15 protein-coding genes, 1 tRNA gene and 1 pseudogene are annotated in these 21,110 nt (G+C 63.4%); 9 read left to right on the top strand and 8 right to left on the bottom strand.

The features are described from left to right. Positions 1-72 precede the first annotated feature (72 nt). The 6 genes from trpB to pyk all read left to right on the top strand — a co-directional run bounded on the left by trpB (position 73) and on the right by pyk (position 11,325). Positions 73-1,479: a tryptophan synthase subunit beta gene (gene trpB / locus QK290_RS09215; protein WP_282330380.1), complete on the top strand. Its 1,407-nt coding sequence runs from the start codon at positions 73-75 to the stop codon at positions 1,477-1,479. Continuing rightward, positions 1,479-2,285, top strand: a complete 807-nt coding sequence (gene trpA / locus QK290_RS09210) for a tryptophan synthase subunit alpha (RefSeq protein ID WP_282330379.1) — start codon at positions 1,479-1,481, stop codon at positions 2,283-2,285. The genes trpB and trpA overlap by 1 nt, the downstream gene beginning before the upstream one ends. 5 nt (positions 2,286-2,290) lie before the next feature. Further along, on the top strand, positions 2,291-3,445 hold the full coding sequence (lgt, locus tag QK290_RS09205; RefSeq protein WP_282330378.1) for a prolipoprotein diacylglyceryl transferase: 1,155 nt from the start codon (positions 2,291-2,293) through the stop codon (positions 3,443-3,445). Between the two features lie 263 nt (positions 3,446-3,708). After that, positions 3,709-8,322: a glutamate synthase large subunit gene (gene gltB, locus QK290_RS09200; protein ID WP_282330377.1), complete on the top strand. Its 4,614-nt coding sequence runs from the start codon at positions 3,709-3,711 to the stop codon at positions 8,320-8,322. Next, positions 8,315-9,772, top strand: coding sequence for a glutamate synthase subunit beta (locus QK290_RS09195; protein WP_282330376.1), 1,458 nt, complete (start codon positions 8,315-8,317; stop codon positions 9,770-9,772). The genes gltB and QK290_RS09195 overlap by 8 nt, the downstream gene beginning before the upstream one ends. A gap of 71 nt (positions 9,773-9,843) precedes the next feature. Then, on the top strand, positions 9,844-11,325 hold the full coding sequence (gene pyk / locus QK290_RS09190) for a pyruvate kinase (RefSeq protein ID WP_282330375.1): 1,482 nt from the start codon (positions 9,844-9,846) through the stop codon (positions 11,323-11,325). A gap of 62 nt (positions 11,326-11,387) precedes the next feature. Here the strand turns inward: pyk and QK290_RS09185 are convergent, their stop codons facing one another. Then, positions 11,388-11,993 (bottom strand): response regulator, encoded by a 606-nt coding sequence (locus tag QK290_RS09185; protein ID WP_056345656.1) that lies wholly within the window; start codon positions 11,991-11,993, stop codon positions 11,388-11,390. Positions 11,994-12,197: 204 nt separating this feature from the next. Here QK290_RS09185 and QK290_RS09180 point away from each other — a divergent pair. Further along, positions 12,198-12,279 (top strand) — tRNA-Leu (locus QK290_RS09180). Between the two features lie 679 nt (positions 12,280-12,958). Here QK290_RS09180 and QK290_RS09175 read toward each other — a convergent pair. The 7 genes from QK290_RS09175 to QK290_RS09145 all read right to left on the bottom strand — a co-directional run bounded on the left by QK290_RS09175 (position 12,959) and on the right by QK290_RS09145 (position 19,604). Next, positions 12,959-13,681 carry a nucleotidyl transferase AbiEii/AbiGii toxin family protein gene (locus tag QK290_RS09175; RefSeq protein WP_282330374.1) on the bottom strand — a complete coding sequence of 241 codons (723 nt, stop codon included), beginning with the start codon at positions 13,679-13,681 and terminating at the stop codon, positions 12,959-12,961. Continuing rightward, entirely contained in the window at positions 13,660-14,067 is a 408-nt protein-coding gene (locus QK290_RS09170; protein ID WP_282330373.1) for a hypothetical protein, read from the bottom strand. The genes QK290_RS09175 and QK290_RS09170 overlap by 22 nt, the downstream gene beginning before the upstream one ends. Positions 14,068-14,448: 381 nt before the next feature. Next, complete coding sequence (locus QK290_RS09165; RefSeq protein ID WP_282330372.1) at positions 14,449-14,604, bottom strand: hypothetical protein; 156 nt, start codon at positions 14,602-14,604, stop codon at positions 14,449-14,451. A gap of 117 nt (positions 14,605-14,721) precedes the next feature. Next, on the bottom strand, positions 14,722-16,068 hold the full coding sequence (locus QK290_RS09160) for an MFS transporter (RefSeq protein WP_282330371.1): 1,347 nt from the start codon (positions 16,066-16,068) through the stop codon (positions 14,722-14,724). A gap of 65 nt (positions 16,069-16,133) precedes the next feature. Then, entirely contained in the window at positions 16,134-17,390 is a 1,257-nt protein-coding gene (locus QK290_RS09155) for a M20 family metallo-hydrolase (protein WP_282330370.1), read from the bottom strand. 54 nt (positions 17,391-17,444) lie between these two features. After that, a complete protein-coding gene (locus QK290_RS09150; protein WP_282330369.1) occupies positions 17,445-18,212 on the bottom strand; it encodes an IclR family transcriptional regulator in 768 nt (255 codons plus the stop codon). 33 nt (positions 18,213-18,245) lie between these two features. Next, positions 18,246-19,604: an amidohydrolase family protein gene (locus QK290_RS09145; RefSeq protein WP_282330368.1), complete on the bottom strand. Its 1,359-nt coding sequence runs from the start codon at positions 19,602-19,604 to the stop codon at positions 18,246-18,248. A gap of 695 nt (positions 19,605-20,299) precedes the next feature. Here QK290_RS09145 and QK290_RS09135 point away from each other — a divergent pair. Then, a complete protein-coding gene (locus tag QK290_RS09135; protein WP_282330459.1) occupies positions 20,300-20,710 on the top strand; it encodes a hypothetical protein in 411 nt (136 codons plus the stop codon). 7 nt (positions 20,711-20,717) lie between these two features. Further along, positions 20,718-20,954, top strand: a pseudogene (locus QK290_RS09130) (ParB N-terminal domain-containing protein); the annotation flags it as partial. Positions 20,955-21,110 lie beyond the last annotated feature (156 nt).

Here is a 21,110-nt window from a genome sequence, read left to right as displayed (position 1 = left end):
CGGGCACCCGCCGGCCTGGCGCCGGCGGTACAACACTTCCGAACGACCAACTTGAACAGGACGGTGAGACTGATGGTTGACGCACCCTCAGAAAACGCTGACAACAACGCTGCGGACGCTTTCCTGCAGGGCGGCTCGCTGAAGCACGCCCCGGGGCCATACTTCGGTGGCTACGGCGGGCGTTGGATGCCGGAATCGCTGATCGCCGCCTTGGACGAGCTCGAAGATACCTTTGAAAAGGCCAAGGCAGATCCCGAATTCCTTGCCCAGCTCTCGGACCTGAACAAGAATTACTCCGGCCGTCCCTCGCTGCTGACCGAAGCCAAGCGGTTTTCCGAGCACGCCGGCGGCGCCCGGATTTTCCTTAAGCGCGAGGACCTCAACCACACCGGATCCCACAAGATCAACAACGTCCTGGGCCAGGCCCTGCTGGCCAAGCGCATGGGCAAAACCCGCGTCATCGCCGAGACCGGTGCCGGGCAGCACGGCGTTGCCAGCGCCACCGCCGCCGCGCTCCTCGGCCTGGAATGCGTTGTGTACATGGGCGCCGAGGACTGCCGCCGGCAGGCGCTGAATGTCGCCCGGATGCAGCTGCTGGGCGCCACCGTGGTGCCCGTGGTGAACGGTTCGCAGACCCTTAAGGACGCCATCAACGATGCCCTCCGGGACTGGGTCAGCAACGTGGACAACACCCACTACCTGCTGGGTACCGCCGCCGGGGCGCACCCGTTCCCGGCCATGGTCCGTTTTTTCCACGAGGTCATCGGCGAGGAAGCCCGCGCCCAGATCCTGGAGCAGACCGGCAAACTGCCCGACGCCGTCTGCGCCTGCATCGGCGGCGGTTCCAACGCAATCGGCATCTTCCACGGATTCCTGGATGATCCGTCCGTTAAGATCTACGGCTTTGAAGCCGGCGGCGACGGAGTGGACACCGGCCGGCACGCAGCCACCATCACCCTTGGCAAGCCCGGCGTCCTGCACGGCGCACGCTCCTACCTCATGCAGGACGACGACGGCCAAACCATCGAGTCGCATTCGATTTCGGCAGGCCTGGACTACCCGGGTGTTGGCCCGGAGCACGCCTACCTGGCCGATATTGGACGCGTCAGCTATGGGCCCATCACCGACAGCGAAGCAATGGATGCGTTCAAGCTGCTGTGCCGGACGGAGGGCATCATTCCCGCCATCGAGTCCTCACACGCCCTCGCGGGTGCCATCAAGGTTGGCAAGCGCCTCACCGAAGGCACTGCCAACCCGTCCGAAACGGTGATTATTGTGAACCTTTCCGGCCGCGGCGACAAGGACGTTGAGACCGCCGCCGAATGGTTTGACATGCTCGATGAGGAGGGCAAGGTCAAGGGCACCAACCTGTCCACCCGTAAGCCCAAGGGCCCTGCCGACCGGGCAGAGACTGAAGCCGTTCCCGCCACAGCCGCTCCTGCCAGCAGCGCCGCGGACAATAACGAGGACCAGAACTGATGACTGAACAGACGGCCAGCAAGTCCGCCGCCGCCATCGACCGAGCACGGGACGCCGGACGCTCAGCGCTCGTCTGCTACCTTCCTGCCGGGTACCCGGACGTCCAGGCCAGCATCGACGCAGGCATTGCCATGGCGAAGAACGGTGCCGACCTGATCGAAATCGGTATTCCCTACTCGGATCCGGTCATGGACGGCCCTGTCATCCAGGCTGCCACCACCGAAGCGATAGCCAACGGATTCCGGGTCGAAAGCGTCTTTGACGTGGTCGCCGGCATTACGGCGGCCACAGACGTCGCCGTGCTGGTGATGACCTACTGGAACCCCGTGGTCCGGTTGGGTGTGGACGAGTTCTCCCGCCGGCTGGCCGAGGCCGGGGGAGCCGGGCTCATCACGCCCGACCTCATCCCGGACGAAGCATCGGAATGGTTCGCTGCGTCGGACAAGTACGGACTGGACCGCGTATTCCTCGTGGCGCCGTCCTCCAGCCCCGAACGCCTGGCCATGACGGTCAAGGCAAGCAGGGGCTTTGTGTACGCCGTCTCCATCATGGGCGTGACGGGTACGCGCCTGGCTGTCAGCAGCAGCGCAGAGAAGCTCGTCGCCGACACGCACGCCGCCGGTGCCGAACGCGTGTGCGTGGGACTCGGTGTCTCCAACGCCAGCCACGTCCGCGAGATCGCAGCCTACGCGGACGGTGTCATCGTTGGCACAGCGCTCGTGGCCGCCATCCGTGACGGGGGAGTCGCCGCCGTCGCGGACCTCACCCGGGACCTGAGCGCGGGACTCGTCAGGGAAGAAGCCTAACCACCATGCAGATTCTCCTTCAGGCCGCCGCCCTGGTGCCGGCCAGCATCCCCAGCCCGGACTGGTCCGGCTTCGACATCCCGCTGCCGTGGGGGACTCTGCGGATCCACGCTTATGCCCTGTGCATCCTCGCCGGGATCATCGCGGGCCTGTGGCTTACGTCCGTCAGGTGGGCCCGCCGCGGTGCGCCCGAAGGCAGCGTTTGGGACATTGTCATCTGGGCGATTCCCTTTGGCATCATCGGCGGCCGCCTCTATCACGTGGTTTCCTCTCCGGACGCCTACTTCGGGCCCGGCTTCGACGGGACCGGGGACCTGTGGCTCATCCCGCAGATCCAGCGTGGCGGACTCGGAATCTGGGGTGCCGTGGTTCTGGGCGTCCTGGGCGCCTGGATCGGGTGCCGCCGGACAGGCGTGAAACTCACCGCCTTCCTGGACGCCGCTGCGCCCGGTCTGCTGCTGGCCCAGGCGCTTGGCCGATGGGGTAACTACTTTAACCAGGAACTTTTCGGCGGGCCCACCACCCTGCCGTGGGGCCTGCAGATTGATGCGGACAACGCCAACTTTCCGGCCGGCATGCCGGCCGACACCCTCTTCCACCCCACGTTCCTGTATGAGTCGCTCTGGAACGTCGCCGGCGTGCTCATCCTGCTGGCACTGGACCGCCGATTCGATTTCCGCCGTGCCCGGCTCTTCTGGCTCTACGCCATGTACTACACTTTGGGCCGGGTCTGGATCGAAGCGATGCGGATCGACGACGCCGAACAAATCAACCTCTTCGGCATCACCACCAGGCTCAACGTCTGGACCAGCATCTTTGTCTTTGTGGCAGCACTCATCGTGTTTGTCCTCGTGGGACTGAAAGGCCGCCCGGAACCGGACACACCGTTCCTGGCCGGCCGCGCACCGGCAGCAGACGACGTCATTGACGCTGCGGGAGAAGAAAAGGATCCCGTCCGCGATGCGGACTTTCCTGTCTCAGATAGTGAATCGCGTGATAATCTCCCAGATAACCAAAATGGTGCCCGGATCCCTTCCGCCCCAACGGAGGAGGACCCGGCATCCGGGGACGGCTACCAGCCAACTCCGGAGTCGCCGGTATCCGGAAGTTCCGGCCACAAGGCAACGGAATCCGCGCCGGAGGCTGGCACAAGCAAGTAGGACGCCAGCACGGCAGGGTAGCAGAGTCAACACTCGGAGCGCCCACACACCACAGCGTCGTGGCAACAGGGCCCATCCGTTCAGCAGACAGCAGCTGGCCGGTCAAGCCCGGGCCGGGGGCCTGCGTAACTGTTCAGTCAGCAGGCCGGTCTGGCCTACAATTTCCTGTAAATAACACTTTGTTGTGCCCATCACGGAGGCGCTGACGAGTGGGGCCAACGGTGTCCCTTCCATACGCACGATCAGGAGGAAGGACGTCTCCCATGAGTCAAACTCTTCACACTCCCAGCTGGTCCGAACCGGACCAGCCTGAGGCTGCCATGTCGCCGTTCAAGCGCTTCGCGGCGCTGCCCGAGGCCCGGGGTCTATACAACCCAGAGAACGAAAAAGACGCATGCGGCCTGGCGATCATCGCCACGCTCCGCGGCGAGCCCGGCTACGACATTGTCGACGCCGCGCTGACCGCGCTCCGCAACCTGGAGCACCGTGGAGCTGTGGGTGCCGACGAGGGAACTGGTGACGGCGCCGGCTTGCTGATGCAGATCCCGGACGAGTTCTTCCGCGCCGTCACAGAATTCGAACTCCCCGCGCCGGGACAGTTCGTGGCCGGTACCGCCTTCCTCCCTGCCGAGCAGCGAGAAGCCGACGCCGCCAAGGCCGGCATTGAAGGCCTTGCCTCCGATGAAGGCCTGACCGTGCTCGGCTGGCGCGAAGTGCCGATCGTCGCTGACCTCGTGGGCGCCATGGCCCGCGCCTGCATGCCCTACTTCTCACAGCCCTTCCTGGCCTCGGCAACCGGCGAGGAACTGGACCGCAACGAGCTGGACTCACGCGCCTGGCGCATCCGCAAGCGCGCCCAGAACAAGTTCGGCGTGTACTTCCCGTCGCTGTCCTCGCGGACCATCGTCTACAAGGGAATGCTCACTACGGCCCAGCTGGAGCCGTTCTACCCGGACCTTTCCGACAAACGTTTCAAGACCAAGCTGGCAATCGTCCACTCGCGTTTCTCCACCAATACGTTCCCGTCGTGGCCGCTGGCCCAGCCGTTCCGGACCATCGCCCACAACGGTGAAATCAACACCGTCAAGGGCAACCGGAACTGGATGCGCGCACGCCAGTCCCAGCTCGCGAACCCGCTGCTGGGTGACTCCCCGGAAGAGCTGTACCCCATCTGCACCCCTGGTGCATCAGACTCCGCGTCCTTCGACGAAGTCGCTGAGCTGCTCTGGCTCTCCGGCCGCCCCATCACGCACTCGATCATGATGATGATCCCCGAGGCCTGGGAAAACCACGCCACCATGGATCCGGCACGGCGTGCGTTCTACGAGTACCACTCCCTGCTGATGGAGCCGTGGGACGGCCCCGCGGCCGTCTCCTTTACCGACGGCAACCTCGTCGGCGCCACCCTGGACCGCAACGGACTGCGCCCCGGACGTTACTGGATCACCGAAGATGGGCTGATCATCTTCGCCTCCGAGGTGGGCGTGATCGACGTCGAACCTTCCAAGGTGGTCAAAAAGGGCCGGGTTTCCCCGGGCAAGATGTTCCTGGTGGACACCGAGGCCGGCCGTATCATCGACGACGAAGAGGTCAAGGCCGAGGTCGCTGCCGCGAACCCGTGGTCCGAGTGGGTCAAGGACAACCTGATTGACCTCAAGGACCTCCCCGAGCGCGAGCACGTGGTCCATACCGCCGCGTCCGTCAACATCCGCCAGCGGACCTTCGGGTACACCACCGAAGAGCTCAAGATCCTGCTCGGCCCGATGGCCCGCACCGGCGCCGAGCCGCTGGGTGCCATGGGTTCGGACACCCCGATTGCGGTGCTGTCCAAGCGTCCCCGGCTGCTGTTCGACTACTTTGTGCAGTCCTTCGCGCAGGTCACCAACCCACCGCTGGATGCCATCCGGGAAGAGCTGGTCACGTCGCTGACGTGCGCCATTGGCCCGAACGGCAACCTGCTGGATACCAAGCAGGTCCGCCAGCCGCAGGTCATGTTGCCGTTCCCGGTGATCAACAACGACCAGCTCGCTAAGATCGCAAACATCGAAACGCCCGACGGCGACCGGGTAGCCATGAAGGTCCGCGGCCTTTACCGCCCCGAAGGCGGCGAGAACGCGCTGCGTGCCCGGCTCACCGAGATCTGCGAGCAGGTGTCCGGTGCGATCAACCGCGGCGTGCAGTACGTTGTGCTGTCCGACCGTGACTCGAACGCGCAGTGGGCCCCGATTCCTTCGCTGCTGCTGGTCAGCGCCGTGCACCACCACCTGCTGCGCAGCGCCAACCGCACGAAGACCGCGCTGGTAGTCGAGGCCGGCGACGTCCGCGAGACGCACCACGTGGCTGTCCTGATCGGCTACGGTGCCTCTGCCGTGAACCCGTACCTGGCCATGGAGTCAGTGGAGCAGCTCATCACCGCCGGTGACGTTGTTGGGGTCACGCCGCAGGACGGCGTCTACAACCTGATCAAGGGCCTCGGTAAGGGCGTCCTGAAGATCATGTCCAAGATGGGCATTTCCACGGTTGCGTCCTACACCGGCGCGCAGACGTTCGAGGCCCTGGGCCTCGGACAGGAACTGGTGGACGAGTTCTTCGCCGGCACGCATTCCCAGCTGGGCGGCGTGGGCCTGGATGTCATCGCCGCCGAGGTTTCGGCGCGGCACCAGATGGCCTACCCCGAAGGCGGCATCGAAATGCCGCACCGCCCGCTCCTGGGCGGCGGCGAATACCAGTGGCGCCGCGACGGCGAGCCGCACCTGTTCAACCCGGAGACCGTCTTCCGGCTCCAGCACGCCACGCGTGAGCGCCGCTATGACATTTTCAAGGCCTACACAAAGGGCGTGGATGACCAGTCCGAGAACCTGATGACCCTGCGCGGGCTGCTCAAGTTCAAGAACGACCGTCCTGCGGTCCCATTGGAGGAAGTGGAGCCCGTCTCCAGCGTTGTGAAGCGCTTCTCCACCGGCGCCATGAGCTACGGGTCCATTTCCAAGGAAGCCCACGAGACCCTCGCGATCGCCATGAACCAGTTGGGCGGCAAGTCCAACACCGGTGAAGGCGGCGAGGACGTGGACCGCTTGCTCGACCCGAAGCGCCGCTCTGCCGTCAAGCAGATCGCGTCGGGCCGGTTCGGCGTCACCAGCCTGTACCTGACCAACGCTGATGACATCCAGATCAAGATGGCCCAGGGTGCCAAGCCCGGCGAAGGCGGCCAGCTGATGGCGCAAAAGGTCTACCCCTGGGTTGCCCGGACACGCCACTCGACACCCGGCGTCGGCCTGATTTCGCCGCCGCCGCACCACGACATCTACTCGATCGAGGACCTCGCGCAGCTCATCTACGATGCGAAGCGCGCCAACCCCTCGGCCCGTGTGCACGTCAAGCTCGTCTCCGAAGTGGGGATCGGCACTGTGGCATCGGGTGTCACCAAAGCGAAGGCCGACGTCGTACTCGTCTCCGGCCACGACGGCGGAACCGGCGCGTCCCCACTGAACTCGCTGAAACATGCGGGTGTTCCGTGGGAGCTGGGGCTCGCTGAGACGCAGCAGACGCTGATGCTCAATGGCCTGCGGGACCGCGTGGTGGTCCAGGTGGACGGACAGCTCAAGACCGGCCGCGACGTTGTAATCGCCGCGCTGCTCGGCGGCGAGGAGTTCGGTTTCGCCACCGCCCCGCTGGTGGTGGAAGGCTGCATCATGATGCGCGTCTGCCACCTGGACACCTGCCCGGTGGGCGTCGCGACACAGAACCCTGAACTTCGGGCCCGTTTCACCGGCAAGCCCGAATTTGTGGTCAACTTCTTCGAATTCCTGGCCGAGGAAGTCCGCGAGATCCTCGCGGAACTCGGCTTCCGGAGCATCGAGGAGGCGATCGGCCACGCCGAGGTGCTGGACGCCCGCGAAGCGGTCAACCACTGGAAGGCTGACGGCCTGGACCTGGACCCGATCCTGCACGGGCTCGAGTTCGACGACGACGCTCCGCTGCGGAACATGACCTCTCAGAACCACGAGCTGGACAAGCACTTTGACCAGCGGCTGATCACCATGGCTACGGAGGCGCTGACCGACCGCAGCCCGGTGAAGATCGCGGTGGACGTGATCAACACGGACCGCTCGGTAGGCACGATGCTGGGCCACACCGTGACCAAGACGTTCAGCACGGACGTGCTGGCGACGGACACCATCGACATCACCCTGACCGGTACCGCGGGACAGTCGCTGGGTGCCTTCCTGCCCGCTGGCATCACGCTGCGTCTCTTCGGTGACTCGAACGACTACGTGGGCAAGGGCCTTTCCGGCGGACGAATCATCGTCCGGCCGGACCGCACCAACGTGTTCAAGGCCGAAAGTAACGTCATTGCCGGCAACGTGATCGGCTACGGCGCCACCAGCGGCGAGATGTTCCTGCGCGGCCAGGTGGGCGAGCGTTTCCTGGTCCGCAACTCCGGAGCCACCGCCGTTGTTGAAGGCATCGGTGACCACGGCTGCGAGTACATGACCGGCGGGCAGACGCTGATCATCGGCCGCACCGGCCGTAACTTCGGCGCCGGCATGTCCGGCGGCACGGCCTATGTGCTGGACCTGCAGACCACTCAGGTCAACAAGGACGCGCTGCAGTCCGGCGAACTCCAGCTCGTTGAACTCGACGCCGAAGACCGGGACATTGTCCACGGTCTGCTGGTGAAGCATGTCGAGGAAACGGAATCGCTCCACGCGGCACGGTTGCTGGAGAACTTCGACGACACGGCTGCCCGCATTACCAAAGTGCTGCCGCGCGATTACGCGGCAGTCCAGCAAACCCGACTGGACGCCATCGAAGAGGGCCTTGACCCCGATGGCGAAGAAGTATGGGCTCGAATCCTGGAGGTAACCGGTGGCTGATCCACGCGGATTTCTTAAAGTACGCCAGCGTGAAACCCAGCCGCGCCGCCCCGTTCCGGTCCGCATCATGGACTGGAAGGAAGTCTACGAGGCGCAGGAAAAGGGTGTCCTGAAGGCCCAGGCCGGACGCTGCATGGACTGCGGCGTGCCTTTCTGCCACCAGGGCTGCCCGCTGGGCAACCTGATCCCCGAGTGGAACGACCTCACCTGGCGGGACAAGGGCGAGGAAGCGATTGAGCGGCTGCACGCCACCAACAACTTCCCCGAGTGGACCGGCCGGCTTTGCCCTGCACCGTGTGAGGCGTCCTGCGTGCTGGGGATCAACCAGCCTGCGGTGACCATCAAGCAGGTTGAAGTCTCCATCATCGACGAAGCGTTCGAAAACGGCTGGGTCAACCCGCTGCCTCCGACGCGCCTGACCGGAAAGACCGTTGCCGTCGTCGGCTCCGGCCCTGCCGGCCTGGCCGTTGCGCAGCAGCTGACCCGGGTGGGGCACACCGTTGCCGTGTACGAGCGTGACGACAAGATTGGCGGCCTCCTCCGCTACGGCATCCCCGACTTCAAGATGGAGAAGGAGCAGGTGGACCGCCGCGTTGAGCAGATGAAGGCCGAAGGGACGCGTTTCCGCACCGGCGTCGCTGTAGGCACCGACGTGACGTGGGAGCAGCTGCGACGCCGCTACGACGCCGTCGTGGTTGCCACTGGCGCTACCGTCCCGCGGGACCTGCCCATCCCGGGCCGTGACTTTGAAGGCGTGCACTTCGCCATGGATTACCTGGTGCCGGCCAACCGTGTTGTCGCGGGGGAGACGGTGGAGAACCAGATCCACGCGAAGGGCAAGCACGTGGTGATCCTGGGCGGTGGTGATACCGGTGCTGACTGCCTCGGTACTGCGCATCGCCATGGAGCCGCATCGGTGACCACCCTGGCCATCGGCAAGCAGCCACCGGCGGATCGTGCCGGGCACCAGCCCTGGCCCACGTTCCCCACCCTGTTCGAAATGGCCAGCGCACATGAGGAGGGCGGCGAACGCACGTACCTCGCCTCCACCGTGGAGTTTGTCGGAGAGAACGGCAAGCTCACCGGCGTCAAGGTTGCAGAAACGGAATTCGTTGACGGCAAGCGGCTCCCCAAAGCGGGCACCGACCGGATCATCCCGGCGGACCTGGTGTTCCTGTCGCTGGGCTTCACCGGAGCGGAGCCTGCGGGCATCACCGAGCAGGTCAGCGCCGAGTTCGACGGGCGCGGCAACGTGACCCGCGACGGGTACTACATGACCAACACGGAGGGAATCTTCGTTGCCGGTGATGCCGGCCGCGGGCAGTCGCTCATAGTGTGGGCCATCGCCGAAGGCCGTGCCTGCGCCGCCGCCGTGGACAATTTCCTCATGGGCAGCACCATTCTGCCAGCGCCGGTGGCTCCGACAGACCGGGCCATCACGGTTCTCTGATACCAGTCAGTTCGCCGGGGATTAACCTCCACAACAACTTAACCAATGCAGGACACTACTAGGGTAGGTATATGAGACGCGCTAAGATTGTGGCCACTTTCGGCCCGGCAATTGCCAGCTTTGAGAACACGCTCGCGGTGTTGGAAGCCGGTGTGGATGTTGCCCGGATGAACATGAGTCACGGTGACTACGCCGTGCACGACCACACGTACGAGAATGTCCGGAAGGCAGCAGCCCAGCTGAGCAAGCCTGTGGCAGTCATGGCTGACCTCCAGGGCCCGAAGATCCGTCTTGGACGCTTTGTGGACGGACCCCATGCCCTGGCGGAGGGTGACATCTTCACCATCACCACCGAAGACGTTCCTGGCACCAAGGACATCTGCTCCACCACGCTGAAGAGCCTCACCGAGGACGTCAACGTGGGGGATGCGCTGCTGATCGACGATGGCAAGGTGGCCCTGCGGGCGACCGAGGTCGACGCCGTCAAGGTTGTCACCGTCGTCACCGTCGGCGGAATGGTGTCCAACAACAAGGGCATTAACCTTCCCGGCGTTGCGGTCAACGTGCCGGCACTGAGCGAAAAGGACGAGGACGATCTCCGCTGGGCCATGCGCCGCGGTGTTGACCTGATTGCCTTGTCGTTCGTCCGTGACGCCTCGGACATCGTCCGCGTGCACGAGATCATGGACGAAGAAGGCCGCCGTGTGCCGGTCATCGCCAAGATCGAAAAGCCGCAGGCAGTGGAGCAGCTCCACGAGATCATCGACGCCTTTGACGCCATCATGGTGGCCCGTGGCGACCTCGGAGTGGAACTTCCGCTGGAGGAAGTGCCAATCGTGCAGAAGCGCGCCATCGAACTGGCTCGCCGCTGGGCGAAGCCGGTCATCGTGGCCACGCAGGTCCTCGAATCGATGATCGACAACCCGCGCCCCACCCGCGCAGAAGCTTCGGACTGCGCCAACGCCGTGCTCGACGGTGCGGACGCCGTCATGCTGTCTGGCGAGACCAGCGTGGGCAAGTACCCGATCGAAACCGTCAAGGTCATGGCCAGGATTATTGAATCCACCGAGGTGCACGGCCTGGAACGCGTTCCGCCGCTTGGCACCAAGCCAAAGACCCGTGGTGGGGCCATCACGCGGGCCGCCGTCGAAATCGCCGACCAGCTGGAAGCAAAGTACATCTGTACTTTCACCCAGTCCGGGGATTCCGCACGCCGCCTCTCACGCCTGCGTCCTATCCGGCCGGTGTTCGCTTTCACCCCGGTGGAGCACGTGTGGAACCAGCTGGCACTGACCTGGGGCATCCAGCCGGTGCTGGTCCCCATGGTGGGCCACACCGACGAGATGACCGCGCAGGTTGACCGCAGCCTGCTCGAAATGAAGCTCGTCGAGGACGGTGACCTCGTGATCATTGCCGCCGGGTCCCCTCCCGGAAAGGCAGGCTCCACCAATTCGCTGAAGGCGCACAAGGTGGGCGACTTGGCCGACTCCTCGCGTCTCGGCGGCGAGGCTGGCGCACCCAGGGAGAAGCTCGGGCCGTGGCCGACGGCATAGCAGCCTAAAAGGAAGGACCCCTGCCGGCTGGCAGGGGTCCTTCCTTTTATGTGCTTAGTGGCTTAGTTCACCTGGTTGATGATGGTCTCGGCAACCTCGCGCATGCTGAGGCGGCGGTCCATGGAGGTCTTCTGGATCCAGCGGAATGCTTCCGGCTCCGTCAGGCCCATCTTGGTGGTCAGCAGGCTCTTGGCACGCTCGACGAGCTTGCGCGTGGCGAACTGCTCCTGCAGGTCAGACACTTCGCTTTCGAGGGCCTTGATTTCCTCGTGGCGGGAGAGCGCGATTTCCAGGGCAGGAATGAGGTCTGCCGGGGTGAAGGGCTTGACCACGTAGGCCATGGCGCCAGCGTCGCGGGCGCGCTCCACGAGTTCCTTCTGGCTGAAAGCAGTCAACAGCACTACGGGGGCGATGCGGGCCTTGACGATCTTCTCGGCCGCGGTGATGCCATCCATAATGGGCATCTTGACGTCCATCAGGACGAGGTCCGGCTTGAGTTCCTCGGCCAGTTGCACGGCCTTCTCGCCGTTGTCGGCTTCGCCTACCACGTCATAGCCTTCGCCGCGCAGGATCTCGATGATGTCGAGTCGAATGAGGGTTTCATCCTCGGCCACAATGACGCGGCGCGCCGGCTGGGACGTGGGTTTTGACTCCGTTTGTTCAGTCACGGGATCTCCTTGGAAATGTACGGCGAGGACATCACCATCTTAGGTGCGCCCTTGGCCGTACTTTGATCTGCATGGTCTATTGCGGCGTCAGCGGCGCGATTCTGGAATTCAGCCTATCTGCATGTAGAGTGATTCCGCGTACGTGAAGCGATCGCGTTGCTCACAATCAGCTGTGGGCGTACCGGTTTGCACAACGTATTCCGCGCCCGAGTGGCGGAATTGGCAGACGCGCCGCACTCAAAATGCGGTATCGAAAGGTGTGTGGGTTCGAGTCCCACCTCGGGCACGCATTCCCCCTCGTCAGAGGGGGTTTTGCTTTTAATGTGTTGACATTGACCCTCCGCGGGTCCCTCTGACACTGGCCGCGGTCTGTGCCTGGCGCCGCGGTGGCCTGTGAAGTTGTGTGGGTGGCGGGTTCAGGGCTCTGGCTGGTGGGCGCTCCGCTGCTGGGATCGGGGGGTAATGGGGTCTCCTTTCTAACCTTTTTGATGGCCGTGGTTGGCCTTCACTTGTTCATGTCCCGGCGTTGTGGAGTGGACATGACTAAAGGGAAAGTTCTTGAGGATTTTCTCCTCGATTAGCCTCTATCTGTCGACCCGAAGGGTGGGATTCGGGCCGAATGTCCGTCCAAAAGGGTGTGGACAGTGTCCACACCTGGGTGCTTGACCAAGAACGGGGTGTGCGCAATGTGCACACCCCGGCTCTCTGGCAACTTTAGGCCTCAGCGGTGCGAGGATGACGTCGAACCGGGTGCTGGTCCATTCTTGGTCGCCGAGGTCGCGTCTGTCGGCGGGCGGTGCCGGCGGGTTGGGGTTCGAAGTGTTTGATCAGGGAGTCCGTGACGCCGGAGACGGAGTGGCCGGTCAGACACCGTCCGGGTGCGGGTGAAACCTGAAAGGTCAGGCATGGATCAGCTTGAAGAAGCACCCGGGTTCATCCGCGCTGGCGGCAGGAATCGGCCAGGGTTAGAGCAGTTCCGGGCCGGGCTCTGCGTTTCCCGGTCCGAGGAGGTCGGGGGCGTTATGCGCTGCGCTGGGGGTTTGGGCGGCTTTGTGAATTGTCTCGGCGAAGCTGAGGAGCGTGGAACTGAGCGTGGGGAGTTCACTGGGCGGCAGGCCGTATTTGATGAATTCTGTGGTGGGGAGGGCCCGGTGCCTGGTGATGGATGCGGCCAACAGTGGCAGGTCCAGGTGCGGGTCTCGACGTTGGCAGAGCCTGATGAGCTCCTGGTGCGTGAAGCGTCTGCTGGAGATGATGGAGTAGGCGTCGAGGTAGTCGCGGGCGTACCCCCGGCCGTAGACGGCCAGCAGCTTGGATGCTACCGAATCCTTCAGAGAGAGTATCGGTCCGATATCGATGATGGCGGGTGAGTTCTCCCACCAGTCCAGGCCAAGATCGATGACGACGGCTTCCTGGTCATGTCCGACGGTGACGCTGGCGAACCCGTCGTACTGTCGGGTGATCTCGACCGTGTATCCGGAATCTTCGAGCGCGTCTGTCATCTTCTGTACCGAGGCGGCGAAGGTTGCCGGTGTGTGGCGGCGGTGCAGGGCGAAGAGGTCGATATCCTCTGAGGGGCGCTGGGTGATGCCGTGTTCAAACAGGGCTTGACCGCCGGCGAGGACGAAGCCATCAGCTGCCAGAACGGCAAGGGCGAGCTTTGCTGCTACGCGCTGAGAGTCGTCCACGAGTGATGTTCCTTGGCTTCGTGGAAGACGGGGAGTGCGGGAAAGGATGTTTCCCAGAGGTGCCTGCACCGTGCAGGAAGAATCATGGTCGGCCACAGGGCGCTCAGCCGTGCTGCCTGGACGATGCGGCAGATTTCCTCGATGGACCCGGAATTTTGAAGGGTGAGTTGGTACAAAACTGAGCAGCTGCCGTCATCGTCCACGTTGTACGTTCGTTCTGGTCCCCAGTCCAGATGGAGCGGGAGTTCCACTGTTCCGACGACGGGTCCTTGAAGGTCCTCGAAAGCGTACGGGACCAGGTACACGAGGGAGTCCGCGATGGTGTGCCGGTGCTCGACCGGGGCCAAGACATAATCGCGGAGCCGGGTACGGATGAGTTCGGACACGGACGTACCTTCCCACGCTGCTTTGCGGTGGGCTTCGTTCCACAAGTCATCACTGACGCGGATCGTGTGCCGAGGCGTCCCTGCCGACATGACGCGCTCCCGTCTATCAGGGGGTTTGATCTTCACTGCCAAGTCTACAGGGTGTCATGACACCCCGAAAGAGCAGTGTCATGACACCCCGAAAGAGCAGTGTCATGACACCATACGAGGCCGCATTTTCGGAGTTCTCAAGAGAGGCCAGGCCTCGACGATGCGTGGCAGGTCGTTTATCTCGTTCGGTCGTGCCAGTTCTGAATACGGCTTTGCGACACCACAAAATACGGACTTTCTGCGAGTTCAGACTTCGTCCTGTGTGAGAATGACGTCGAAGCGTGTGCGGGCTCATTCGTGCTTGCCACGTTCACGGCTGTCCGGCGCTTCGGTCCCACAAACGTTGGGATTGAATAGCGTAGGGAACGCTGCGGTGAGCCGGTCGTCGAGCGTTGTGCTGATGGTGCGCCGGGGCGGTGCCAGGCCACGGGTGCTGCGAAGCTGCACTGCCTCCTTGGGGTGCCCAGTCCACATTCGCGAGGTGTGTCCATTGCTTGCGATGCACATGCTGAAGGCGGGACCAGCGAGAATCTCCCGCCACTCCCGCCCTCGGTCAAGATGAAATCAGACGGTGAAGCTTGCGTCGTCCGCCAGGTTGACGTCCTTGGTCTCCGGACCCATCGTGGCGCCGATCCAGACAAGTACTCCTGCAAGGCAGATCAGGGAGGCCACGGCGAACCTGTCCGGCATGATGTTGCCCAGCGCTTTGATGTAGAACTCGTAGAACGCGGGCAGGATGACGGCCAAGCTGTAGCCCACTCCGTATCCACTGGCCCGGATACTGGAGGGGAAGCGTTCGCTCAGGTATGCCCCCACGGGGGCGAAGACGCACAGGCTGGTCACCTGTACCAGGACGGCGAGTACGGCAGTCAGCATAACGTTGCTGTTGCCCACGGTCATCGCAAGGACATACATAGCCGGTGCAACCAAAGTGATCAGCACGGCGTACCAGCGATAGAACGTACGGCGGCCCACCTTCTGCGAGATAAAACCCGAAGCGATGAAACAGCCGGCCGTGATCAACGGAGCGATCGACATGATGAGGCTGACAGTCTGGTCGGGAATATGCGCGTCCGCCTTGAGGCGGCCTGTGAGTACCGCGTTGCTGAGGTTGCTCAGGATCCACATTCCGGTCATGAGGATGAAGATCTGGATCAGGCTGCGGCGGTGGACACCCTTGAACAGGGCCTTGAACGGGTTCTCGGCCTTTTCCGAGGTTTCAAAGTTCGGAGTGTCATGGACGTTGTTGCGGTAATAGAAGAACAGTGCGAACGCAAGGAGGGCGCCGCCAATAAAGGGGACGCGCCAGCCCCACACGGCGTATGCAGAATCCGGTCCGGCAGCGGGCATGATCGAGAGGAGGCCGAAAGTAATCAGGGCGAGCGTCACGTTGGCGATGGACGCCATGGACGTAATCATCCCGCTCAGGGGGCCGCGGCGTTCTTTCGGCGACCATTCCATCGCAAGGGGGATCGCGATCGAATATTCGCCGCCCAGGAAGAAGCCGCCGATGAATCGCAGAATGATGAGGGCATACAAGCCGAAATGGCCCATCGTTGCGAAACCGGGGAGCAATGCCATCAGCAGGGTGGCAACGCCGAAGCCGCCGATGGCGATCAGCGTGGTGAGACGGCGGCCGGTCTTGTCGGCGAAATGTCCGAAGATTGCCGCGCCCAGAGGGCGGGCAACGAGGGTTGAGATGAAGATCAGCGAGCTGAAAAGCGCGACGTTCTCGGCAGACGCGCCGGCTCCATTGAAGTAGCTCATGGCAGGCGCCAACGTAATAATCGGCAGGAAGATGTCGAACTGGTCGACGTAATAGCCGAAGATGCCTCCGCGGAGTGCGCCGCGGCGCTTCACCGCCAGTTCTTTGTCCTGCGACTCCATCGTCGACGGCGGGATTGTTGTCATGGGGATACCTTCTTGGGTGATTGTTTGGATTGAAGAGTGAGGGTGCCGGCGGAGGCTGGCTCCGGTTAGGCGTTATCCAGCTGGAGCAACGTTGAGGCCAGCACCTGTACGCCGGAGCCAAGATGCAGTTTGTCGGTCCATTCGTCCGGGCAGTGGCTTCTGCCGCCCTTGGACGGGACAAAAATCATGCCCATGGGGCCAAGATGCGCCATATGTGCGGCGTCGTGGCCGGCACCGCTAGGCACAGCCGCCCAGCTCAGCCCAAGCGAATCGGCCGCCCGGGCGACCGTGTCTTGCATCGACTTGGACGCGGGGACGGGATCCTGATCATTTAGGAGGTCGATAGCGACTTCCACGCCGCGTTTGGCAGCGTCCTCGGCAATCTGGTCGGCGATCCGGCGTCGTGCACCGCTTAGCCAGCTTGGATCAATACTCCGGATCTCTGCCCAGATCGTGGACGAATCCGGAACAACATTGAAGGCGCCCTGGCCCGTGGCAATCTTGCCTGTGGTGGTGACGCCGTGGACGGGCGCTCCGCAGCCGACACGCTCGACCGTCAGGATCGCTTCAGCAGCGGCGATGAGGGCGTCTGCACGTTGGTTCATCGGCGTGGTGCCTGCGTGGTCTGCCCGGCCGGTGAACACGGCCATGAGCCGCTCGATGCCGGCGATCGATGTGACGACACCGATCTCGGTTCCGGCGTTTTCCAGCATCGGACCCTGCTCGACGTGGAGTTCAATGTAGGACTTCACGTCTCGCGGCTTCCAGGCCATGGCGACGGCGGCGGCCGGGTCAAGCCCGAATTTGGCCATGGCAGCCCCCATGGAAACGCCGTCCTCATCCTGTCGTTCGAGGTGCGCCGGGTCCAAAACTCCCGCGATCGCCCGGGACCCGATGCAGCTGACGCCAAAGGGGTTGGCTTCCTCGCCCAGGAAGTCGACCACCACCAGGTCGCTAGTGAGCCGGGTTCCGGATTCCTGAAGCAAGCGAGCTGCCTCGATCGCGCCCATGACCCCGACGATTCCGTCGAAGCGGCCGCCCGAGTGAACGGTGTCGGTGTGGGAGCCCGTGATGATCGCCGGGGCGCTGGGGTTCGTGCCTGACAGGCGGCCCACGATATTGCCGGCCGCGTCAATGGACGCTTCCAGACCGGCGTCGAGCATGCGCTTGAGGGTCCACTGCCGGGATGCCTTGTACGGCTCGGAGAAGACTTCGCGGGACCATCCGGGGCTTCGGTCATCCACCATGCAGGAAAGCTCCATGATGTCGGCCCACATCCGGTCCGTATCCGGCACCAGGACATTGACTTGAGTTTCAGTCATTTTTCTTCCAATTCTGTAGTCAAAGCGGATGGTAAGTAGGGGTGATCCACGCGCCTACCAGCCTTCTTCAGTCATCCAGGCGCCGCTGCCGGCGTCGGATTCGAGGGCCGGGCCCAGCTTGTCCGCGGCACCACGCACTTGCTGCACCACGTCGTCGAGCTTTTGACCCTGGAGGGAGCTCTGTTTTCCGGCCACCGACAACACGCAGATGCAGTGCCCGTGGCGGAACACCGGCGCAGCCACGCCCACCATGAAAGGATCGACTTCACCTTCACTGACGGCATAGCCGTTGGAGCGGATGGCTGGCAGTATCTGACCCAAACGCTCCGGAGAGGGCGTCAGGCCTGTAAACCTGCGCATGGTTCCCTTTCGGACTGATTCAATGACGTCCGCAGGAGCATAGGCCAGCAGTGCCGTGGCACTCGCGCCCGCGTAAAGCGGCCGCACGGATCCGCGGTAGAAGGAGAGCATGTTGGTCCGGCCGGCGGGCAGCCGTTCCAGGCACAGTGCGGCCGCCTGCACGCGGACCGTGAGAATGACTGTCTCGTCCGTGAGCTCCCGCAGTTCCTTCATGGCCGGAGCGGCCATCTCCACAATGTGCTGCTTTTCGCTCTGTTCGTCCCGGCTTGAGATCATCAGCCCGGCCGAGTAGACGCCGTCGATCTCATACAGGAAATTGGCGTCCTTGAACATTTTCACGTAGCGGTAGGCCGTGGATTTTGGCATGTCCAGGGCGACCGCGATTTCGTCCACCCGCATGGGACCAAGCTGGGTCACCTTGGTGAGCATTTCCAATCCTCGCTGCAGCGAGGTCAAACTCACCTGGGCGCCTTTCGGTCAGGGGTGCGGGCTGGCTCAGGACACAGCACCGACAACTTCTCCCCGTCCCCGCCCGCCGAGCAGTTCATTGCCATCCCAAACGACGGTACCGCGGGAGATGGTCGTGGTCACCCGACCACTGGTCTTCATGCCCTGATACGGCGTCCAACCTGCGTTCGAATACATGTCCCCGGCATCAATGTCCCACCCGGAGTCGGGGTCGAAGACCGCGAAGTCAGCGTCATAGCCAACAGCGATACGCCCCTTGGTGTCACCAAGGCCGAAACGCTGTGCGGGCGACTCCGTGAGGCTGCGGACTGCGGCGTTAAAGTCTTCCTTGCCACGGGACAGCGAACCCGAGAGTGTGATGGCCATGGAAGTCTGGACACCCGGGGCGCCAGAATGGTTGGCGAAGATGCCCTCATGGTCCTTGTAGTCCGTGGGCCACGGAGCATGGTCCGAGGAAACCACGTCGATGGATCCGGAAACTATCCGCTCCCACATCCCCTCGCGGTCGATGCTCTTACGCAGGGGCGGGTTGATCTTCAGCCGGCCACGCTGGGCGTCATGGTCATCCTCGGTGAATGTCAGGTAATGCGGGCAGGTCTCCAACGTGACATCGAGGCCCTGTGTTTTGTACCACTGAACCAGATCCACCGAACGCGGCAGACTGAGATGGCACAGGTGCAGGCGGGCGTTCTGTTCGTGCGCCACCTCGAGGGCGGTCAGGACGCCGAGGGTTTCGCTGACGGGCGGGCGACTGCGTACGTGGGCCTTCGGGTCGAAGGGATTGAGCTCCCGTTCGACTGCGAGCATTGCCTGGACGATTTCGTTGTTTTCCGCGTGTACCGCGACAGTGCGGCCCGCTCCGGCGGTTGCTGCCATGACATTGCGCAACTCGGCGTCGGTGATGCGCGGGAAACGGTCCTTGTCAGTGTCGAAGAGTGAAACTTTGAAACCGACAGCGCCGGCTTCGGCGAGGGCCTCGGCGGAACGCCAGCCTCCTTCGGGCGCCAGCGTCCCCATCAGTGCGACGTCGACGAACGCCTCGTTCTCGGCGAGCTCGCGCTTGACGTTGAAGCGTTCCGTGGAATTGATGGGGCCGGTGAGGTCGAAGGGCATTTCGACGATCGTGGTCACGCCTCCGGCTGCGGCGGAGCGTGTGGAGGCAGCGATTCCTTCACCCGGGTGGGACAGGGAGTGCACGTGGGCATCCACCATTCCGGGGAGGACGTAGGCGTCCTTGACGTCGATGCGGCGGGCTGCCTCCACGCGGGTGCCGGTATCGGCGATGGTGTGGATCCTGCCTTTGAGGACGTGGATGTCCTTGCGGATCCACTCGGGGCCGTCCTGCACCAGTCCGGTGACGACCAAGTCGATGCGTGATTCATTCATGGATTCAGAATGAGTCAGAATGAGAAAAGTGGACAACTGATTCCCGTAGATTGAGAACCGTTAATCTTAGATTTGCCTGACGGACGGTCTTCGTTAAGGCTACTTTTATGGGGCCGGGGACGAGGAAGTCGGATGCATCGGCGCGATCCCCTGCCAGCTCAGGGGATGCGGACGGGCGGTCCGTGTCTCTGCCTGCGGTGACTTCATGGCCGGTCGATTCCTGCCCTTACCCCCGTTCCGTCAGGGGCCTTAAGGCCTTCTGCAGGAGGACTACTCATTCCGGTCATGTGGCTGTCGGCCGTTCGGACCATGTAAGGGATGAAGGGAGGTGGAATCGCTGTGAAGACTCCAGAGACCAGGCGTGTTGCGCGCCCTGGGCAGGACTCCAGCAACGAGCGCAGGCATGACCGGTTGCCAACACGCGTCCACCCCTCCGGCTGGATCAATTTTCTCAGGACAACGAAGAACCGCACCCCCTCTACGCGGGGTGCGGCAGTTGGCGTGGGGCCTTTGAAGCGGAGAAAAGGGGCAGCGTCGAACATCGCGCGACCTTGTTCTGAAGCGAGCAGCTCGCGTGTCATCGCCGTGGCAACGGTGCCAGGAGCGACCGCGTTGACTGGAATGCCTGCCGCAGCCCCAACGCCACGGTCCCGGGATGGGTGCGGGCGAACGAGTCCTGGTGGTAGACGCACGACATGCTCCTCAAGGCCCACCGGCTCCTGGAACGCCTCGGCCAGGCCGGAACGCCCTTCAAGTACCTGGGCGGCGAGTACGTCGGTCTGGACATCGCCTCGACGACGAGCAAGACCGAAGGCGGAACGAACGCCCAGCTCAGGGCACACTGGGCATGGGAGAGGAATACCAGAAACGGGCGATCGAATGGTAGCACTACCTGCACGGCGAACAACCGGCGCCGCCCGCCAAAGCTCATCGAAACCCACCACCACCACCACCCATCCAAGACCGAAACCGCAGCACCAACGGAGCCGGCCCCGGTCCGGAGCACTACATCACCAGGCTCAGCGCCGACGAAGGCCTCTGGCACCGGAAAGGCTGGGCAGGACGGTCATGACATGCCCGGGATTTACACACGTTTTGTCCTATAACCCTCGAATGCTCGACCTGTTCACGCTGACCGTTGATGTTAACGTCCGCAAGGACGCAACCCTTTCCGCCGGCCTCGTGGACAGCATGAAGGAATAGGGCGTTATGGAACCGGTCATTGCCGCCCGCAGGGACGACGGCGCGGTGCACGTCCTCAGGTGACAGCGCCGAACCCGCGCCGCCGTCGAAGCGGTAAGGCCAGCCATCCCGGTCATGATCATCGACAGCGCGAAAGACGCCGAGAGGCATCGGACTCTAATCGCCTTCATGCAAACCTCTGCCCGGCCATCGCTGCGGGCATCTAATAGTACTTAGTTAGGTCGGCGTGGCGGCTTTTAATCCCTGACCGATCCTGTTAATTTTCGAGGCATGAAACCGGATGAGCTTGCCCAGACCAAAACG

Source organism: Pseudarthrobacter sp. AL07 (assembly GCF_029960665.1).
GTDB lineage: Bacteria > Actinomycetota > Actinomycetes > Actinomycetales > Micrococcaceae > Arthrobacter.
Note: the sequence above shows the minus strand (reverse complement) of the source record. Positions and strands in the feature narration are given on the sequence as shown.